The organism is Anaerococcus kampingae (genome assembly GCF_046365475.1).
Classification (GTDB): Bacteria; Bacillota; Clostridia; order Tissierellales; family Peptoniphilaceae; genus Anaerococcus; species Anaerococcus kampingae.
In genome coordinates, this window is the sequence record NZ_JBGMEF010000026.1 from 1 (window position 1) to 18,439 (window position 18,439).

The window sequence follows — 18,439 nt, forward strand, 5'->3', positions numbered from 1 at the left end:
CGTCGATGTGTGCGTAGTGTCTTTTTTCTGTTTCATATTCTACTACTGATGTGTTGATTGTGATTCCACGTTCTCTTTCTTCTGGAGCCTTATCGATGTGTTCATAATCGATGTATTCACCTGTACCGTATTTTTTGTTTAGGGCTTGGGTGATTGCTGCTGTTGTTGTTGTTTTACCGTGGTCTACGTGGCCGATTGTACCAATATTAATATGTGGTTTGCTTCTTTCAAATGTTTGTTTACTCATTTTTCTCTCCTATATTAATTATTTATTAATTACTTCATCTCTTACTGATGCTGGAACTTCAGCATAGTGGTCAAAGCCCATTGAGTAGGTTGCTCTACCTTGGGTCTTACTTCTTAGGTCTGTAGCATATCCGAACATTTCTGATAGTGGGATGAAGGCATCTAGTACGTGGATTCCGTCTTTTGGATTCATGCCGTCTATCTTTCCTCTTCTTGATGATACATCACCCATTACATCTCCAAGATACTCGTCTGGAGTAGTAATTTCAACTTTTTCGATTGGTTCTAGTAGGACTGGGCCTGCTTTTTGTACTGCATTCTTAAATCCGATTGATCCTGCTACGTGGAAGGCTACTTCTGATGAGTCGACTTCGTGGTAAGATCCGTCAAATAGGGTTACATGAACGTCTACCATTGGGTAACCGCCAAGTACACCTGCTGCTGCAGCTTCTCTAACACCTTCTTCAACTGGTCTGATGTATTCTTTTGGAACTGCACCACCGACGATTTTAGATTCGAATGTGATTCCTGATCCTTCTTCACCTGGTTCAACTCTAAGCATAACATCACCGTATTGTCCAGAACCACCTGATTGTCTTACAAACTTACCTTGAGCTTCTGCTTCTTTAGTAATTGATTCTCTGTAAGCTACTTGTGGGTTACCGATGTTTGCTTCTACTTTGAATTCTCTTAGAAGTCTGTCTACGATGATTTCAAGGTGAAGCTCACCCATACCTGAGATGATTGTTTGTCCGGTTTCTTCATCTGATTTTGTTTGGAAGGTTGGATCTTCTTCTGCAAGTTTTTGAAGACCGATGATCATCTTATCTTGAGATGCTCTTGTCTTTGGTTCTATAGCTACTGAGATTACTGGGTCTGGGAATTCCATTTGTTCTAGGATAATTTGATTATCTTGGTCACATAGGGAGTCCCCTGTTGTTGTATCTTTTAGACCTAATAGAGCTACGATATCGCCAGCATAACCTTTTTCGATTTCTTCTTGCTTATTAGAGTGCATTTGCATGATACGTCCAACTCTTTCTCTCTTGCCTTTTGTTGCGTTGTAGATATATGAGCCAGATTCTATTGTACCTGAGTAGATTCTAACATAGATTAATTTACCTACGTATGGATCTGTTACTACCTTAAATGCAAGAGCAGCTGTAGGTTCATCATCTCCTGGGTGTCTTTCTAGAACTTTTTCTGGATCTTTAGGATCAACACCTTCGATTGATGGAACGTCTACTGGGCTTGGCATGTAGTCTATAATTGCATCTAGTAGTGGTTGTACTCCCTTGTTTTTGTAGGCTGAACCTAGTAGACATGGGAATATTTTTTGTGCTATAGTTGCTTTTCTGATGGCTGATTTGATTTCATCTTCAGTTACTTCTTCACCTTCTAGGTATTTCATCATGATTGTATCATCAACTTCTGATAATTCTTCAAGAAGGTTGTTTCTGTATTCTTCAGCTTGATCTTTTAATTCAGCTGGGATTTCAGAATATTTTGGATGAGCTCCAAGGTCTTCAGATGAATATGTGACTGCTTGCATAGTTACAAGGTCTACAGCACCTTCAAAAGATTGTTCGCTTCCTATAGGAATTTCTAATGGAACTGCATTTGCTTTTAGTTTATCTTTTATTGTATCTACTGCCATGAAGAAGTCTGCACCTGTAGCATCCATTTTGTTAATGAAACAAATTCTTGGGATGTTGTACTTGTCAGCTTGTCTCCATACAGTTTCAGATTGTGGTTCTACACCACTTTTAGCATCGAATAGGGCTACTGCTGAGTCTAGTACTCTTAGTGATCTTTCAACCTCTACAGTAAAGTCAACGTGGCCTGGTGTATCGATAATATTAATTCTATGGTTTTTCCAAAATGCTGTTGTTGCAGCAGATCCTATTGTGATACCACGTTCTTTTTCTTGTTCCATGGAATCCATTACTGCTGTTCCATCGTGGGTATCTCCGATTTTATAAATTTTACCAGTGTAGTATAGGATTCTTTCTGTACAAGTAGTTTTACCTGCATCTATGTGGGCCATAATTCCTATATTTCTGGTATCTTTAAGTGCAACCTGTCTAGGCATCTATCCCCCTAACTAATATCTAAAGTGCGCGAAAGCCTTATTAGCTTCTGCTGCCCTATGCATCTCTTCTTTTCTCTTAACTGCGGCACCCGCATTGTTTGATGCATCGATAATTTCTTTAGAAAGTCTTTCAACCATTGTTCTTTCGCCTCTAGCACGAGAGAAATTTACTAACCATCTTAGGGCTAGTGTTTGTCTTCTTTCTGGTCTAACTTCCATTGGTACTTGGTAGTTTGCACCACCGATTCTTCTTGCCTTAACTTCTAGAGTAGGCATTATATTTTCCATAGCTTGTTGGAACACTTCTAAAGCGTTTGTTCCAGTAGTTTCTTCAACTTTATCAAAAGCTTCATAAACTATTTTTGTAGCAAGGCCTTTTTTACCATCTAGCATAACATTGTTGATAAGTTTTGTTACAACTCTGTCGTTATACTTGGCATCAGGCATTACCTCTCTTTTTGGTATATGTCCTTTTCTTGACACTTTTCTTCCCTCCTTTACCAATTATGTGTAATATCTTGAGTACTCGATCTTAATCGTAAAGTGCGTGACATACCTTTATATTAATAGGCACATTATGCACTTACCTTAACTAATTACTAGCCTCTTTTTGCTCCGTATTTAGATCTACCTTGTTTTCTTCCGTCAACACCTGCTGTATCAAGTGTACCTCTGATGATGTGGTATCTAACACCTGGAAGGTCTTTTACCCTACCACCTCTGATTAGTACAACACTGTGTTCTTGAAGGTTGTGTCCAATTCCTGGAATGTAAGAAAGTACTTCAGCTCCGTTTGTAAGTCTTACTCTGGCAATTTTTCTTAAAGCTGAGTTAGGCTTTTTAGGTGTTACTGTTCTAACTGATGTACAAACCCCACGTTTTTGTGGTGATTGGTTAGGAGTCATTCTACTCTTAAGAGTATTGAAGTTGTAACCTAAAGCTGGAGTATCTGATTTTGATTTCTCGCTCTTTCTACCTTTTCTAACAAGTTGATTAATTGTTGGCATAATGCACCTCCTTTTCTTTTAAAATCTAATAAATTGGCAAATCCTGCCAATCCTTAACTATCTTACACGCTTACTTACTCATTGTCAAGTAATTTGCTTATATCTATATAAATTTTCTATAAAAAAACATATATGGAAACATTTTTTCCCAATCTTTATTTAGCTCATCTATTTTCTATTAAAATTATCAAAAAATTTTTAATAAATTTATAAAAATAAAAATATTTTGGGTATAATTAGAATGTAAGATATATTATCTAAAACTTGACTTAAGCATAGTTTATACCTTGCTTATAGGTCAATATAAATTATTAGGAGGAAATTAATTATGGATATTACATTTGCAGGAGATAAGGTTACACTTGTTGGAAAAGAAGTAAAAGTTGGCGATGAAGCTGTTAACTTTACAGCTACAAAGGCTGACCTTTCTGATTTTAATCTTGATGAACTAAAGGGAAAGGTAGTTATAATTTCAGCTGCTCCATCACTTGATACTAGCGTTTGTGCCTTCCAAGCTCAAAGATTTAATAAAGAAGCAAGCGATCTTTCTGATGATGTGGCTATAGTGAATATAACAGTAGACCTACCATTTTCTCAAAAAAGATTCTGCGACGCTTATGAAATAGGCAATACAATCACAGTTTCAGACTATAAGAATAGAGAATTTGGTGAAAAATATGGCTTCTTAATCGATGAGCTTAAGCTTCTTACAAGAGGTATCATAATAATCGATAAAGATGGTAAGGTAGCATATGTAGAATATGTTCCAGAAGTAACTCACGAAGTAAACTTTGATGCTGCTTTAGAAAAAGTTAAAGAATTAATCTAAGTATTTAAATTTTAAGCTTGGGATAGTTTGTTATTTTTACAAGCTTACCTTAACTTTCTCATATGAAATAGTAGTTAACTTAATTACTTTTTAAAACAAATATAAAACTATTATTATAAAAGATATAAAAGGTGATGAATAGAATCTCTTCTAATTCATCACCTTTATTATTTAAAACTCTTCGTTTGCAAAAATTATTTCAAATATAGCTTTTTTGACTTTTTCTTCTATATCAAAGGCCATCAGGGCTGATACAAGATTAGAAATACTTTGTGCATTTTTAACTATATCAAAAATACTTTCCTTCTTTAAAGTTTCAATTCTTGAGCTATTTATTCTTGATAAGATAAGTTCAAGCTTATTTGTTTTTTGGTCTATTTCTTCATATGATTTAATTAAAATTTCAATATCTTCATTGCTTGGGATTTCTTCAATGATTATTTGGCTTATATTTTTTTCTTGATTATAAGAAATCTTGCCCTCAAACCTATTATCTTTATTAGCTACTATTTCAAATTCATTTACTTTTATTCCATAAATTTCAAAAGTCCAATCTCTCTTAGTCGAAATGATATCTATTTTAGTTTTAGATTGATCTAGCCTTATAGTCCTCTTATCTTCATAGCAAATCTGAGTTATAGATTTAGCTTCTAAGTTTTCTTCGCTATCTTCAATCAAATTAAATATTCCATCTTTACCAGCGCCTATTAAAATTTTTAAGGCCTTTGGGTTTTCTATAGAGTTTGTGTAATCTTTATCTAGGTCAGCTAATGGAATAATCCCACCTTTTTTGATGAATAAGCCCATTTTATCAATTGGTCTATAGATTTCAATCATTGTTTGACCAGCGTAGAAAAGGCCAGTCTGCAAATCATAATAACCATCATCTGGCAAAAACGCCTTAAATTCAGCCATTTGGAGCCTAGAATCTATTTTTTTAGTCATCGATGTGACTAAAAGACTCTCACCAAAATAGTATTGGTTTTTGTTCGCATAAGCTCTTTCATCATTTGGATAATAGTAATAGATTGGCCTTATTAAAGGGATATTTTCTTCGCTAGCCTTATAATTCATGGTATGGATATAGGGAATAAGTTTATGGCGGATTTGTAGGTAGTCGACCATAAGTTTTGAATATTTTTCATCAAAAGACCATGGCTCCTTGGATACAAAAGGTGTATTTGAGCTATGAAGCCTACTTATAGGAGAAAAAACTCCAAATTGTAGCCACCTTAGCATAAGCTCTGGTTCAGTTGCTCCTTTCATATGACCACCTATATCATGAGACCACCATCCAAAGCCAATATTTGAAGATGTGGCTGTGAAATATGGTTGAAAATCTAATGTATCCCAATTTATAGATGTATCACCAGAAAATCCTATAGGATATCTTTGAGACCCAAGACCTGCAAACCTTGAAAATGTGAGAGCTCTCTTGCCAGATTTTTCCATATCTAAAAATCTAGTACGGTTTATAACCCACAAGGCATCTTTGTTTTCATCAAGCTTTCTTGGGCTTTGTTGCCAATCCATCCACCAGAAATCTACTCCCTTTTCTTCAAAAGGCTTATAAAAATACTTATTTAGGCAATCAGCATAGGCCCTATCTTTATAGGAAAAATCTATAGTCTCTTCATTTTCATAATCATAACCAAGCTCCTTTGCCATATCTTCATAAAAATCTTCACTTGGCCTAATTCCTGATGATGGATGTAGGTTTAAAGTTAGCTTGTAATTGTTATTATGAAGACTTGAAAATAAGTTTAGTGGTTCACCCAAGAGGTCATAATTCCATGTATAACCCGTCCAGTCGCTTCCGTATTTTTCATCAATTCCTGTAGTATGCCAAAGCATATCTAGTACCATAACAGAAAAAGGTGCCTTAAACTTTTCAAACTTATCCACCAAGTCTAGGTAGTCTTCTTTAGAGTAATTATAAAATCTGGACCACCAATTACCCAGAGCATACCTTGGTAAAAGTGGTTGACTTCCAGAAAGCTTATAAAAATCATCTAGGGCATCTAAATACTTATCTTTATAAGCAAAGACATATAGGTCTTGATTATCATTATTTCTATCATAAGTCCAACCATCATCGCTTATTATTGGTGATGATGAGTCATCTATCACACTTATACCATATCTAGAAAGGATACATCTCCTAATTCTACCTTTGATTCTGCAAAATCAAGAGTTCTTGCTGTTCCGCCTAGGTTTTCTATCTTGTCTCCATAATGCCAAATGCAATAATATGGATGGTTGACCTTGCCCCTAAGCTCTACGCTTAGACCATAGGTAGAAAATGGTTTTTTATCATATAAAATAGTTACATGATCAGTAACAATTTTTAGCCAATCTTTCCTATCATAAACCTTGAAATTTACAGGAGGAAAATCCCTATTTATAATCCCTTTGGTCATCCTATCTTCAAAAATTCCATCCTCGCTATATTCTAGCCTAATTAGTCTAGAAGTGAGAATTGAAATCCTATACTTATCTCCCTGTATTATAGATTCTTTTTTACTTATTGGATTATAATTTTTCCCATTTTTAATCATAAATTTCTCCCCTAATAAAAAGGGGCTTGCAAAATTATAAATATTTCTCCGTTAATTTATTTCCCGGAGCAAATTTAAATTTTACAAGTCCCTTAAAATTCATATTAATACCATTGTAAATAATTGATAATTAAAATTCAAATATTTATGACTATTTACAATTGTTCTCTGTTCACCCATTAGAATCCAAGCTATAATTTTGCTTCTTTATCTTTAAATAATAACTAGTAGAAATCACAAGATTAGCTAGCCAACCAAGAGGTACTGCATACCAGACCATGGCTATACCGATTTTATGGGCTAGGGCCATCGATAAGCTTACCCTTATGGTCAGGTTGACTATATTAGCTAGGGTAAAAACCTTTACATCTCCAACTCCTCTTAGAATGCCGTCCACGCAGTGTTTAGATCCTACAAGAAGAAAGAAATATCCAATAAAGTCTAGGTAGGCCACGCCTGTATCTTTAGCTAAGTTTGATGATGATTCGTTCATGAAATAAGCGATTATATTTGCTGAATTAAATTTCAAACATATTAAAATCACGACAGAATAAATCCCAACCATGGCTATGGATGCCCTAAGGCCTTTTTCTAATCTTGCAAGCTTTTTTGCCCCCACATTTTGAGAAGTGTAAGAAGATATGGCATTGCCAAGACTAGTTATCGGTACAATAATGAGGCTTTCTACCCTAATGGCTGCAGAAAATCCTGCCAGCATACCTACCCCAAAGGAATTTACCACAGATTGGACTAAAAGTTGACCAATTGTGATGGTTGATTGCTGGATAATAGATGGGATGGCTAGGTAAGAAATGCGGCCTAGCTCTTTTTTATCAAAAATCTTTGTCTTTTCTGTCTTAATTTTACTAAGCCTTCTTATAAAAACCCCAAAGGATAGGACAGCAGACAAACCCTGGGCAAGGAGAGTTGCGTAGGCTGCTCCAGCCAGTCCAAATCCCAAATCTCTTACAAAATATACATCCAAGCTTACATTCAAAATCGAAGAGAAAATCAAAAAATATAGAGGAATCTTAGATTCTCCCAAAGCCTGATAAAGGGCTGAGATGATATTATACATAAATAAAAATGGCAGACCATAAAAATAAATATTTAAGTAGAGAACAGCCATATCGAGAATTTCATCAGGTGTCCTAAGTAAAGCCATGAGGTTTTTTGCAAAAAACAAACCAAAGGCCGAAAGGCCAAGGGCAAGGACTAAAAACCCTATAATCGAAGTGAAAATCGCAGTCTTCATCCTCTTATAATCCTTGGCTCCAAAATATCTAGCTATAAGGACAGATGCCCCAGCACCTCCACCAATTCCTATACATATAAAAATCGTAGTGAGAGCAAAGCTCGCCCCAATTGATGCAAGTGCGGCCTCACCTACATATTTGCCAACCACAGCCGAATCGACTAAGGTATAAATTTGTTGAAAAAGAGAGCCCACCGCCATTGGCAGGGCAAACTTGCTAATTGCCTTAGATGGCGACTCATTTGTTAAATAATGATCCATAAAATTTCCAATCTTTTTAATTTATACTAATATATGATAAATGGATAAAAAATCAAAGAAAATAGGCACAAAAAATCTTCCCAAATTCAGGAAGATTTTTAACAAGTTTTAATAAATAGAAATATCTTGACCTGGTATCTTTGCAAGCAAATGGACACCTTGCCAATAATTAAAATTCTTTTTATTCACATAGGCTTCTTTTTTCTCCACAGCCACAATTGCGTACCTATCTTTGATATCTGAACAGGTCGACAAAGTTATTAGCTTATCATCTTTTTTTGGCAGAGGCCTATTTTCAAGGATATTATTTTTTCTAATAAGTTTAAGATAGTCTTCAAACTCATCATCATCGTAATAGTTAAACCTATAATCTGCATCCACATTCACATCCATGGCACAAACCACCTCAAAGGTCCTCCTGGCCACTGGAGTGTCAATAATTATCTCCGAGTGCTTTTTTATAAAATTCTTATCCCTAAACTTATCCAAATCATGGAAAATATAGCCAATCCTTACATTATGACCATAAATTACTGTATTTTGATCAGAAAAATCTCCCTGGTGGACGTGGTCGATAAAAACTCCCCCGTTTATATAATAAGACCCATCATAATCGTGGTCGAGGTAAAATTCATTATCTTCCCCCTGAACAACAGGGAAATCTATTGAGGTACCATCGACAATAATCCTACCCTTGACTTGGGGATACTTTTTCTGAAGATCCTTTACATGATTGACTCCAGCTGTTGCTTCTGCCGCGGATTCTTCTTTTATTTTATTTTTAAGAAAAGCCAGAAGTCTTCCTTCATCAGCCTTCTTTACAATATTATTTATTTCCTCTTCCCTTGCCATATCGATTCTCTTGCTAGAATAAAATTTTCTCATATTTTCCTCTTGATAATAAGCAATCTTTTCTTGAGTAAGCCTATCATTCTTATAGAGAAAAACAAATAGTAAAATAAAGGCAAGGGCCCATAAAAAATTAGAATAATTCTTCTTCATATAATCTCCTGGCTTATATTCTACACTTTTCATCTGATTTCTCTAGGAAATACAAGTTTTTTATAAAATAACAAGTATTATCAAAATAAAAATAAAAAATCTCCCCAATTAAAACAAAATTTGTCATTTATTCTCCTATCCTAGGTTATAAAGGCATATCTAAAGACAAAAGTTAGAGCTATAATTAGGGTTAGTAGTTGTATTTCCTAGCTTTGACCTGTGCATGCTTTTACTATACAGAAAGTTATCAGACCGAGGGCTATACCATTTGCTATGGAATAAGTAAAAGGCATAAAGACGATAGTACAAATAGCTGGAAGGGCATTTGTCAAATCATCAAAGTCTATATCCTTAACACCTGATAACATCAATACGCCAACAAAAATTAGAGCTGGAGCTGTAACTTGGGCTGGAATTATCGCAATTAGTGGAACGAAGATTAAAGAGAACAAAAATAGGGCCGCTGTTGTAAGCGATGTAAGTCCTGTCCTTCAACCCTCTGCTATACCAGCTTATGATTCTACAACTGTTGTTACGGTTGATTTCCCTACCAAGGCACTAGCAGCTGTTGAAATCGCATCACTCATAAGCGTTTGCTTTAAATTAATAACATCCCCATCTTTATCAACTAAACCTGAATGTTTGGAAAGTTTTTGCAATTATTTTTACCTTATTTATGCCAATATAAATTATTTCTACCATAATTTCTTGTCAAAATATATATTTAATTTTTTTAGATTATTACCGATAATAATAATCATTAATATATAATTAAATTTTACTAAATATCTAGTATAGTTAACAATGTAACAAAACAAATAAAAGGAGTTTCAAAGAAGATAAGATACACAATATAGTAGAAATATTAGATAATATCTATTGAGTTGGAGTTAACGACAGAAAGATTGACCGATTCGAAAATATGTTCGAATTGACAAATGGTGTTTCCTACAACTCTTACCTTAATAAAGACGAAAAGAACGTTTTGTGTGATTCAGTAGATGCAGCCTTTACTAGAAGATATATAGAAAATGTTAAGGCAGCTCATAACGGAGAAGACTTAGATTATTTAATTGTTGAGCACATGGAGCCAGGCCACTGTAGAAATATTGATTTTTGTTTAAAAGAATGCCCAAATGCTAAGTTTGTTGGCAATGCCACGACCTTCAAGTTCTATGAACAATTCTACAATGATGAATTAAAGGATAGATATGTGGAAGTAAAAGATGGAGATGAAGTAAATATCGGTAAGAGAAATCTCAAATTTGTTTTCACTCCAATGGTTCACTGGCCAGAAGTTATGATGACTTACGAAACAACTGAAGGTCTTCTCTTCTCAGCAGATGCTTTTGGTGCCTTTAATGTAATTGAAGGTCATGCAGATGCTAAGAATGTTATCCACAAGGTTGATTGGCTATATCAAGCTATAAGATATTAAATCAATATAGTTGGTAAGTTCGGAAAATGGTACAAAATGCCTTCATGAACATCAACGACCTTGCCATTCTTCCTCTCCATGGTCCTGTTTATAAGGACGAACAACCTATCAATTTCATAATTGATAAGTATAACAAGTGGTCAACCTTCACAGCGAAAAAAAGGTGTCGTTATAGTTTACGCATTAATGTATGGAGATACCGAAGAAGTAGCCGACATTCTTGTAACAAAGCTAGCTGAGTTAGGGGTTGAAAATATCAAGATTTATGATCTGGCTGCTTTTTATGTTTCTTATCAAAATAGCCACTGCCACAGATTCTTTCACTCAGTATTTGCACCAATCAACTACAACTCTGGTCTTTACTAAAAGATAGATGCCTTCCTAAGAGAACTTGTTGGAACAGGCTTTAGCAATAAAACTGTTTCTTTCCTAAACAACTGGTCTTGGGGCGGAAGAAGTCTCGAGATTTCAAAGGAAATCCTATCTCAAACTAAGCTTGACTATGTAGGATAAGATGTTAAAATCAATTCTGGTGTGAAGATGGAACAAGTAGAAGAAATTGAAGCCCTTGCTAAGGCCATCAAAGCTGATATGGATAACAAAAAATAGAACTTAAAGTACTCAACTTTATTGAGGGCTTTTAATTTGAAAATCTTTATGCTTGTGATTTTATTAAAATCCTAGAGATGATTTTCCAATCTAAAAATTCTAAGACAAAAAAATACCAGAGCAAGCTTTATGCTAACTCTGGTATCAGATCTAATATTTACTTAGTTTATATTAGGTCTTTTTATTTTCTTTTTTTAGTCTTGAATAAGGCAAGGCTTGCTGCAAATAATCCCATCACTACTGATGATAGGCTCTCTACTCCTGTTTTAACATTTGTGCTTTTTGGAGCTTTCTCATTCTTTTCTTGTGATTTTTCTTCACTTCTTTGGCTCTTATTTTCCTTTGCTTCTTCTTTATCCTTATCTTCCTTAGCATTTTGAACTAAGGTATTGTCTTTTGAAGGATCTCCTTTAAGCTCTTTAGTTTCTAAGCTTGCCTCCACTACTAATCCTTGATTATCTTTTGAATTTTCACTCTTATGAGCTAGATTTATTTCTGGAATTTGTGGATTTTCAGAAGGAATTTCAGAAGGATTATCTGAAGGAATTACAGAATGATCTTCTGAAGGAATTTCAGAAGGATCTTCTGAAGGAATTACAGAAGGGTCTTCTGAAGGATTTTCTGTATCACTTGGGCAAGTTATATTCCAAATCTTTGAATAATCCTCATCTTTTTTCTTTGTTTCATCAAAAGTTTGTTTATTTTCTTCTTTAACTTCTTTAGGAAGATCGTAGAAGTCTGGTTGAACACTTAGATCTGCCATAGCAAATAAGAAGGCACCTTGTGCTTTAATTTCTTCTTTTCCGTCTTTATCTTTGACTTTCCAACCCTTGAAGCCTTTACCTTCTGGAACTTCTCCCTTGTATTCTGGTAATTGGAAATCCTCTCCCTTTACAAGTTCATTTTCCTTATTATCTATTGTAATCTTGACTTTTTCTGGATCTATAGGAGTTAATGTGCCACTTTCTTTGTCAAAGCTAAATTCCTTTACCCTAGTATTGTTTGCAAAGTCTTTTACAACAAACTTGATTGTTAGCGTATTTTCCTTTATATCTTTTATATCATCTAAGGACTCGTATGCTATACCATTTACAAAGATTTGTTTGTCTTGGATTTCTCCAGCTTTATCGCCATCTCTCTTGTCTGTAACATTGAATTTGATAAATTTATCTTTTTCATATTCAATAGCTGTGTTACCATCATCCTTTTGTTCGATTTCAGGTTTTACAGTATCATAGAGGAATTGATAGTGAACTCCAACAGCCTTGGCATTAAGTTTACTATAACCAGTTTGTAGGTATACATTGCCATCCATATCTTTGACCTTGTCTGGGAATCCATTAGCCTTGTAGTCCTTCATTCCCCAGTCCATGATATCCCCATCTTTTACATCAAGCTTAATGTTAAAGTCTCTTGTATTATCTATGTGTAAATCACCGTAAATTAGGTAGTTGTCTACAACTGACTCGTTAACTCTCATTTCCCAGTTGAAACCACCCTTATCTCCTATTTTTCCTCTTAAATAGAATTCTGGTTTTCTTACATAGATTTTATTGTCCTTTGTTGGATTGAAATAGTTTCTATCCATAGTCAAATCTACTGATTTTGCATCTATAAATAGCATTCCTCCATCTTCTTTGATGGCTTCTACGTTGGATTTATCATCTCCAAGGTATTCCTTGCCATCTTTGCCAAGAAGAACTAGTTTAGAAGGATCATCTACAAGATTTCCATCCTTATCTATAGCTTCTCCCTTGTCATTAGTTTTGAATGTAAAGACTTGATATCTAACTATATTAAATCCGTCCAAGGCTGACATGAGAACCGATTGAGTGCTTCTACCATCTTCAACATTTCTACTATCACAGTAGATTGTTTTTTGTGATAAAGCCTTGATGTTAGGGGCAGTCTTTTGGATTTTTTCTATATCTTCCATGCTATAAACTCCATTACCATCAAGCATATCAGTTTTTCCTGGGTTAAATGTCGTAACTCTTAGGGCATATCCCTTTCTTACAATCATTTTATCATTTAATACATATTGACCCTTTTCTTTATCGAAGAACATCTTGTTTGTATCCATCTTGCTTGGATCTTTTGGTTTTTGTTTAGTTAGTTCACCTTCACCTAGTTCGATAATATTTCCATAGCTTGAAGCATATGGTGCAGCTTCCGCGGCTTCATCCTTTTTTTCTGGCATCCTTATTATAGTTTTAGCTTTTGTTTGACCCTTATCTTTTACGATAATATTCATATCTCCAGTAAAGGATAGACCATTGACTACATCATTTGTGTTTGCAAATAAGTCAAATGTTAGAGTTTTTGTTTGTGGGTCGTATTTACTTGCCTTGATTTCTATTATTTTATAGTCATTACCATAGTAGGCCTTAGCATCTTTTGATACATTATTTACTTTTCCAAGAATTTCAAAATGGCCATCCTTTGATGGACTTAACACTCCACCAAGCTTTGATTTAACATCATCAAGTTCCTCAGTTTCATATTCTAGAGCACTTCCATCATCGTAGGCTTTTATATTTCCTTTTTCATCATATTCGTAATCACACTCTACTGTTTTCATTTCACCACTTACAAAGTCATATATTTCCTTATATTTCTTTTTAATTAGTTTCTTTAGGTCTTTATTTTCAAAGTCTCTAATTGTTGAAATATTTTTATTTATTTCAAGGCTAGCTTCTCCCTCAACTGAACTTTCTTCAGCTGGTTTTGAGTCTTCATCCTTAACTTGATTATTATTGGTATTTTCCTCTGAGCTCTTTGCATTTTTGAGTTTTTCTTCAGAAATTTCTCCAAGTTTTTTGTAAGAAGAAGAATCTTGGTCAGGATCTACTAGGTAATAAGAAATCATTCCGTTTGCATCAGCTTGCTTATCAAATTTTATCCTATGGATTTTGGTGAAGTTGCTTGCACCATCTAGGGCGATTACTTCTATGATTTTTCCTCTTAAATCTCCTGCACCGCTAATTTCGTAGATAGTATTTCCTTTATCATCAAGCTTTCTATGTCTACCTTCGCCTTCTCCAGCATATTTTACATTGAGGTTTCTTTCAACATCACCGTATTCGTCAACTATAGCTGCACCTGCATACCATACTTCGTTGGCTACTTCTTCAAATTTCTCTGGATGGTCTTTTTGATCTCTTACAAACAAGGTTTCATTTTTGTACTCATCTTTTGCCTTGTGGTAGGTATCTTTTGCTATTAATTTGATTTTGTCTGGATTAGAGAAATCAACATCGACAATCTTTGGAGCTGTATTGTCAATTTTTACTGGTATATAAGAAACTTGCCATGAATAATCCTTAGTTAATCTATATTTGAACTTGTAGAAGTATTGACCCTCAGCTATCGGTTCAAATTGACCCCTAAGTTTTGTTTCAAAGTCTTGGTTATTATTATCATCATTAGCGCCTTCTTCTCTTCCTCTAGGATTGTAAATAAGGCCATCCCATTTCAAATCTCCCAAAACTTTTAACTTGGATGACTTAATCCCCTTAGCATCGTTTCTCTTTGAGTTTAGGATTCCTCTGATGAAGTGCTCTCTAGATACAACCTTGAGGTCTTTTTGTCCTTCGCCCTCTTTGTCAGTATTTACAATTGAGATTAAGCCTTCTCTTGCACTTCTTAGAACGAGTGGGGAAGGTGTTAGCCCTGTTTCGATTTGAACTTCTTGTGGTTGTCCCTTATTATCAAGTGGATAAATTCTTGCGACTTTTGATTCGCTTTGTGATGGATCATATAATCCGTGGTTGTTATTTAGTGCAAATAAATCAGGATCTTGATCAAGTGATTTTGTATTTCCATCTTTTCTGTTTTGGATAACGGCTGCTGGATTGAATTTATCGATGTCATGTTCTCCACCTATACCCTTGTTCAAGGTTCCAGGTATTTTTGGTTTACCATCATCGTCATAACCTTCCATGGTTTTTGATTTAGAGCCTTCTTCCCAAGCCCACTTGTCAAGGATTGGCTCCTTGTTCCAATTTCCAGCAAAGCCCATAAGTGGCATTGATAGAGATGGTTGGAATACTGTCTTGTTTTCCTTGCCACACATTGCCTCAAGTTCTTCTTTAGATTCAAGTCTAATGAAGGATTCTACAAATTGGTCTTTATCTTTTGCATCTCCTACATTTATTACAGCCTTCAATTCATATGAAGAGTTTGGAGCAATTGTAAATACATCGTGTTCAAAGCTAATATTTGCACCCTTAATACTTGCTGGATGAATTTCTGGAACAATTTGTTTACCATCTGATGATTTCTCATCCTTGTAAGTTTCATCAAGTTTTAGCCTGTCGGTAAGGGAATCTGTGGTTATTGCAGATGATGAAGCCTTAAATGTGAGAGGCCTATCTGATGTATTAATCAACTTGATTGTGAAATATTTCTTTTCTCCCTTAATTTCTCTAAGTGATATAGATCCATATGAGTTTACTAGACCTTCGGAGTCAACATTTTTAAAGCTTGCTATAACATCACTTCTTAGTGCATTAGCAACGTTAATTAGACCTGCACCTTGTTGTCTTGGCGAAGCATAATATAGTGATTTTTCCTTCCAAGATGTTGGATCCATCATAGGTCTTGCTGTGTTTTGTAGGGCAATCTTTGTAAGAGTAGTTAAGTCGATTTTATCCTCACCTTCTAGGTTTTTGAGGACAGGTTTTTCGAGCATCTCTTTTAGTTTTGGTCTAATCAATACTGTTGATGCTGCGACCACTGGTGTTGCCATACTTGTTCCTGACATATAACCATAAGTTGATTTGCCATCAATTACATTTAGAGTTGATTTGATGTTCTTTCCTGGTGCTGATACATCTGGTTTTAGTAGGAGGTCACCCCTTGGACCCCATGATGTAGAGGCTGCTGGCACGATTACTTCTTCTTTATAAAGTTCCTTGTCTGTATCAGGAGCAAAGTTAAAGTCTAGCTCTTTCTCATCACCAAGCTTTGGACGGTTTTTGTTGAAGCTTTCCATATCAATTGGATAGTATTGGTCAAGCTTATCTTTGAAGTCTTCTTTCTTGTTTCTCTTAACCTCAGTTTTATTGGCTGGATCAATCATATTCCAAATTTTAAGTCCATCATCACCAGATACTGAAAATACTTGGCAAGTTGTTCCTTCATCTTCTTCGTAGCCCATGGCTGGAAGCTCTGTCCAGTTATCCCTGTTATAGTAGTTAACAGTGTTTACAACCATGATTGCGCGAGCACCCTTATCGGCAGCTCTTTTGAAGGCATATTTTAAATCCTTTGTATATATTCTATCCATAACAGCAATTTTGCCTTTAAGATTAAGCCCAACTAGATCTTCATCTTGACCCTTGCCTATATAAACGAATTTCATTTTGTCAGATGCTTTGCTTCCATCTTCATTACTAATAATCTTATTTTTATCGAAGAAGGTACCGATATTTCTATACTTGAAGCTTTCGCCACCAATATTTACCTTATCAAACTCTACTATTTGATTTTTAGCTGATGCAACAGCTATGGCATCTTCGTGGGCAGCAGTTCTAGTTACATTTCCTGTATCGGTCATCTTTAGTTGGTTATTAACAGCCAAGTCCCATGATGAGCTTGAAGCAGATGTTGCATAGTTACCAGTAGCAACTACCATAGGAATACCTGCCTTTCTTAAAGCCCTAATTGCTTGCCAATATTTCTCACCAATAAGACCTGTTCCTGTAAATCCAGAAGATACAGATACTACATCAACCTTATGTTTGATTGCATCTTCGATAGCGTGAAACATTGTTTCATCACCAGCAAAGCCATCACCTGAATCTGAGTACATCTTGTAAGAAAAGATTTGAGCATTTGGTGCTATTCCGTCTATACCATTATACTTAGCTATATCCTTATCAGTATCATTACCAGCAAGGATTCCCGCTATATGCATACCATGTGGATCATGATAGTCGGAACCATCGTCATATTTTTCGACAGTGATTTTGCCACCATTATAATAGTTAAAGGCATGAGGAATTTTATCACTCAACCAAAAGTCCTTGTCAGTTCCCTTCATGTCCTCTTTTTTATATTTCATATAAGGCTTAGCTTCATCGTCAATTCTCATAGCCTTGTGCCTATAATCAGTTCCAGTATCGATATTTGCAATTACCATGCCCCTACCGTCAAACTTCATTACCATGTCTTTGTTAATGGCTTTTAGGTAGTCGATAGCTTCATTGACACCGATTTCTTCTCTTGCGTGATTCATCATTGGCTCAACTTTTTGAGCTCTGTCTACAGATGATATTCCTTCGATATGTTTAATCAAATCAAGATTATCTTGTTTTGTTTCAATTGCACAACCATTGAAAATTGTATTATAGGCATACAAAACTTTTGTAGAAGAAAATTTTGATATTTCCTTCATTGCCCTTTCAGCAGCCTCTTTATCTTTAAATTCGGCTATGTAGATGACTCTACCCTTATCTTTATTATCTAAAACTTTATCATCTTTCTTTTCTACAGCCTTATCATCTTTTTTTTCTACATCCTTATCATCTTTATTACCTACAGACTTATCATCTTTATTACCTACAGACTTATCATCTTTATTATCTACAGCCTTATCATCTTTCTTTTCTTCAATAGATGAATCCTTATTAAGGTCAGCTTTATGTGTATCTTCTGTTGATTTACCTTCTTTTTCATCAGACTTATCTTCTTTGAGGGAAGTTTCTAAAGCAGGAGCTTTGTCTTTGTTTTCATCTTCTTTCTTTTGTTCATTTTCTTTATCAAAAGATTCTTCACTCTTTGCTTCTTCTTTTTTTTCTGTAGTTGCTTCATTTTCACTAGCAAGGCTTTGGCTATTTGCCTCTAGCGGTTTTTCTTCTTCGCCACTTGCGAAGGAAGGCTCATTAAATAAGAATGAAATAGATAAGGCGGCAATTAATGTCGCCTTAATAATTTTTTTATTATTCATTTATTCTCCATATCCTCTATTAATTATTTATTTAACATGTTAAATATTAATTCATATTAATGTACAAAATATATAATTGTGATAATGATTTTCAGTACCACTAATCAATTATAAAACATTTATATCACCTTGTCAATATAATCTTTATATATTTTTAACACTTGTCAAGATTTAGATAGCCGATTAATTA

At 34.8% G+C, this 18,439-nt stretch carries 12 protein-coding genes and 1 pseudogene; 3 read left to right on the forward strand and 10 right to left on the reverse strand.

The features are described from left to right. From ACCQ42_RS07230 to rpsL, 4 genes are all read right to left on the reverse strand, one after another. On the reverse strand, positions 1-247 hold a 247-nt coding region (locus ACCQ42_RS07230), incomplete at its 3' end, for a GTP-binding protein (RefSeq protein WP_410035097.1). Between the two features lie 18 nt (positions 248-265). Beyond that, on the reverse strand, positions 266-2,338 hold the full coding sequence (fusA, locus tag ACCQ42_RS07235) for an elongation factor G (RefSeq protein WP_106459859.1): 2,073 nt from the start codon (positions 2,336-2,338) through the stop codon (positions 266-268). 12 nt (positions 2,339-2,350) lie between these two features. Beyond that, complete coding sequence (gene rpsG, locus ACCQ42_RS07240) at positions 2,351-2,821, reverse strand: 30S ribosomal protein S7 (RefSeq protein ID WP_106459858.1); 471 nt, start codon at positions 2,819-2,821, stop codon at positions 2,351-2,353. A gap of 116 nt (positions 2,822-2,937) precedes the next feature. Next, positions 2,938-3,345: a 30S ribosomal protein S12 gene (rpsL, locus tag ACCQ42_RS07245; RefSeq protein WP_106459857.1), complete on the reverse strand. Its 408-nt coding sequence runs from the start codon at positions 3,343-3,345 to the stop codon at positions 2,938-2,940. Positions 3,346-3,673: 328 nt separating this feature from the next. Here rpsL and tpx point away from each other — a divergent pair, with 328 nt between their 5' ends. After that, entirely contained in the window at positions 3,674-4,174 is a 501-nt protein-coding gene (gene tpx / locus ACCQ42_RS07250; protein WP_410035788.1) for a thiol peroxidase, read from the forward strand. A 171-nt stretch (positions 4,175-4,345) separates the two neighbouring features. Here the strand turns inward: tpx and ACCQ42_RS07255 are convergent, their stop codons facing one another. From ACCQ42_RS07255 to ACCQ42_RS07275, 5 genes and pseudogenes are all read right to left on the reverse strand, one after another. Next, positions 4,346-6,304 carry a glycoside hydrolase family 31 protein gene (locus ACCQ42_RS07255; protein WP_410035789.1) on the reverse strand — a complete coding sequence of 653 codons (1,959 nt, stop codon included), beginning with the start codon at positions 6,302-6,304 and terminating at the stop codon, positions 4,346-4,348. Positions 6,305-6,306: 2 nt separating this feature from the next. Continuing rightward, positions 6,307-6,732, reverse strand: a complete 426-nt coding sequence (locus ACCQ42_RS07260; protein WP_410035790.1) for a hypothetical protein — start codon at positions 6,730-6,732, stop codon at positions 6,307-6,309. Positions 6,733-6,904: 172 nt separating this feature from the next. Continuing rightward, a complete protein-coding gene (locus ACCQ42_RS07265) occupies positions 6,905-8,248 on the reverse strand; it encodes an MATE family efflux transporter (RefSeq protein WP_410035791.1) in 1,344 nt (447 codons plus the stop codon). Between the two features lie 108 nt (positions 8,249-8,356). Beyond that, complete coding sequence (locus ACCQ42_RS07270) at positions 8,357-9,250, reverse strand: class B sortase (RefSeq protein WP_410035792.1); 894 nt, start codon at positions 9,248-9,250, stop codon at positions 8,357-8,359. A gap of 206 nt (positions 9,251-9,456) precedes the next feature. Next, a pseudogene (locus ACCQ42_RS07275) lies at positions 9,457-9,729 on the reverse strand (solute carrier family 23 protein); the annotation flags it as partial. A gap of 443 nt (positions 9,730-10,172) precedes the next feature. Between ACCQ42_RS07275 and ACCQ42_RS07280 the strand changes: the two are divergent. Beyond that, entirely contained in the window at positions 10,173-10,688 is a 516-nt protein-coding gene (locus ACCQ42_RS07280) for an FprA family A-type flavoprotein (RefSeq protein ID WP_265212571.1), read from the forward strand. A 186-nt stretch (positions 10,689-10,874) separates the two neighbouring features. Beyond that, positions 10,875-11,054 (forward strand): hypothetical protein, encoded by a 180-nt coding sequence (locus ACCQ42_RS07285; RefSeq protein ID WP_234025809.1) that lies wholly within the window; start codon positions 10,875-10,877, stop codon positions 11,052-11,054. Between the two features lie 424 nt (positions 11,055-11,478). Here the strand turns inward: ACCQ42_RS07285 and ACCQ42_RS07290 are convergent, their stop codons facing one another. Further along, on the reverse strand, positions 11,479-18,249 hold the full coding sequence (locus ACCQ42_RS07290) for a S8 family serine peptidase (RefSeq protein WP_311531753.1): 6,771 nt from the start codon (positions 18,247-18,249) through the stop codon (positions 11,479-11,481). Positions 18,250-18,439: the final 190 nt, after the last annotated feature.

Coding starts and splice junctions, on each gene's coding strand:
- rpsL (WP_106459857.1), bottom strand. CDS start 3,345: ATGCCAACAATTAATCAACTTGTTAGAAAAGGTAGAAAGAGCGAGAAA.
- ACCQ42_RS07260 (WP_410035790.1), bottom strand. CDS start 6,732: ATGATTAAAAATGGGAAAAATTATAATCCAATAAGTAAAAAAGAATCT.
- ACCQ42_RS07265 (WP_410035791.1), bottom strand. CDS start 8,248: ATGGATCATTATTTAACAAATGAGTCGCCATCTAAGGCAATTAGCAAG.
- ACCQ42_RS07280 (WP_265212571.1), top strand. CDS start 10,173: ATGTTCGAATTGACAAATGGTGTTTCCTACAACTCTTACCTTAATAAA.
- ACCQ42_RS07285 (WP_234025809.1), top strand. CDS start 10,875: ATGTATGGAGATACCGAAGAAGTAGCCGACATTCTTGTAACAAAGCTA.
- ACCQ42_RS07290 (WP_311531753.1), bottom strand. CDS start 18,249: ATGAATAATAAAAAAATTATTAAGGCGACATTAATTGCCGCCTTATCT.
- ACCQ42_RS07270 (WP_410035792.1), bottom strand. CDS start 9,250: ATGAAGAAGAATTATTCTAATTTTTTATGGGCCCTTGCCTTTATTTTA.
- tpx (WP_410035788.1), top strand. CDS start 3,674: ATGGATATTACATTTGCAGGAGATAAGGTTACACTTGTTGGAAAAGAA.
- fusA (WP_106459859.1), bottom strand. CDS start 2,338: ATGCCTAGACAGGTTGCACTTAAAGATACCAGAAATATAGGAATTATG.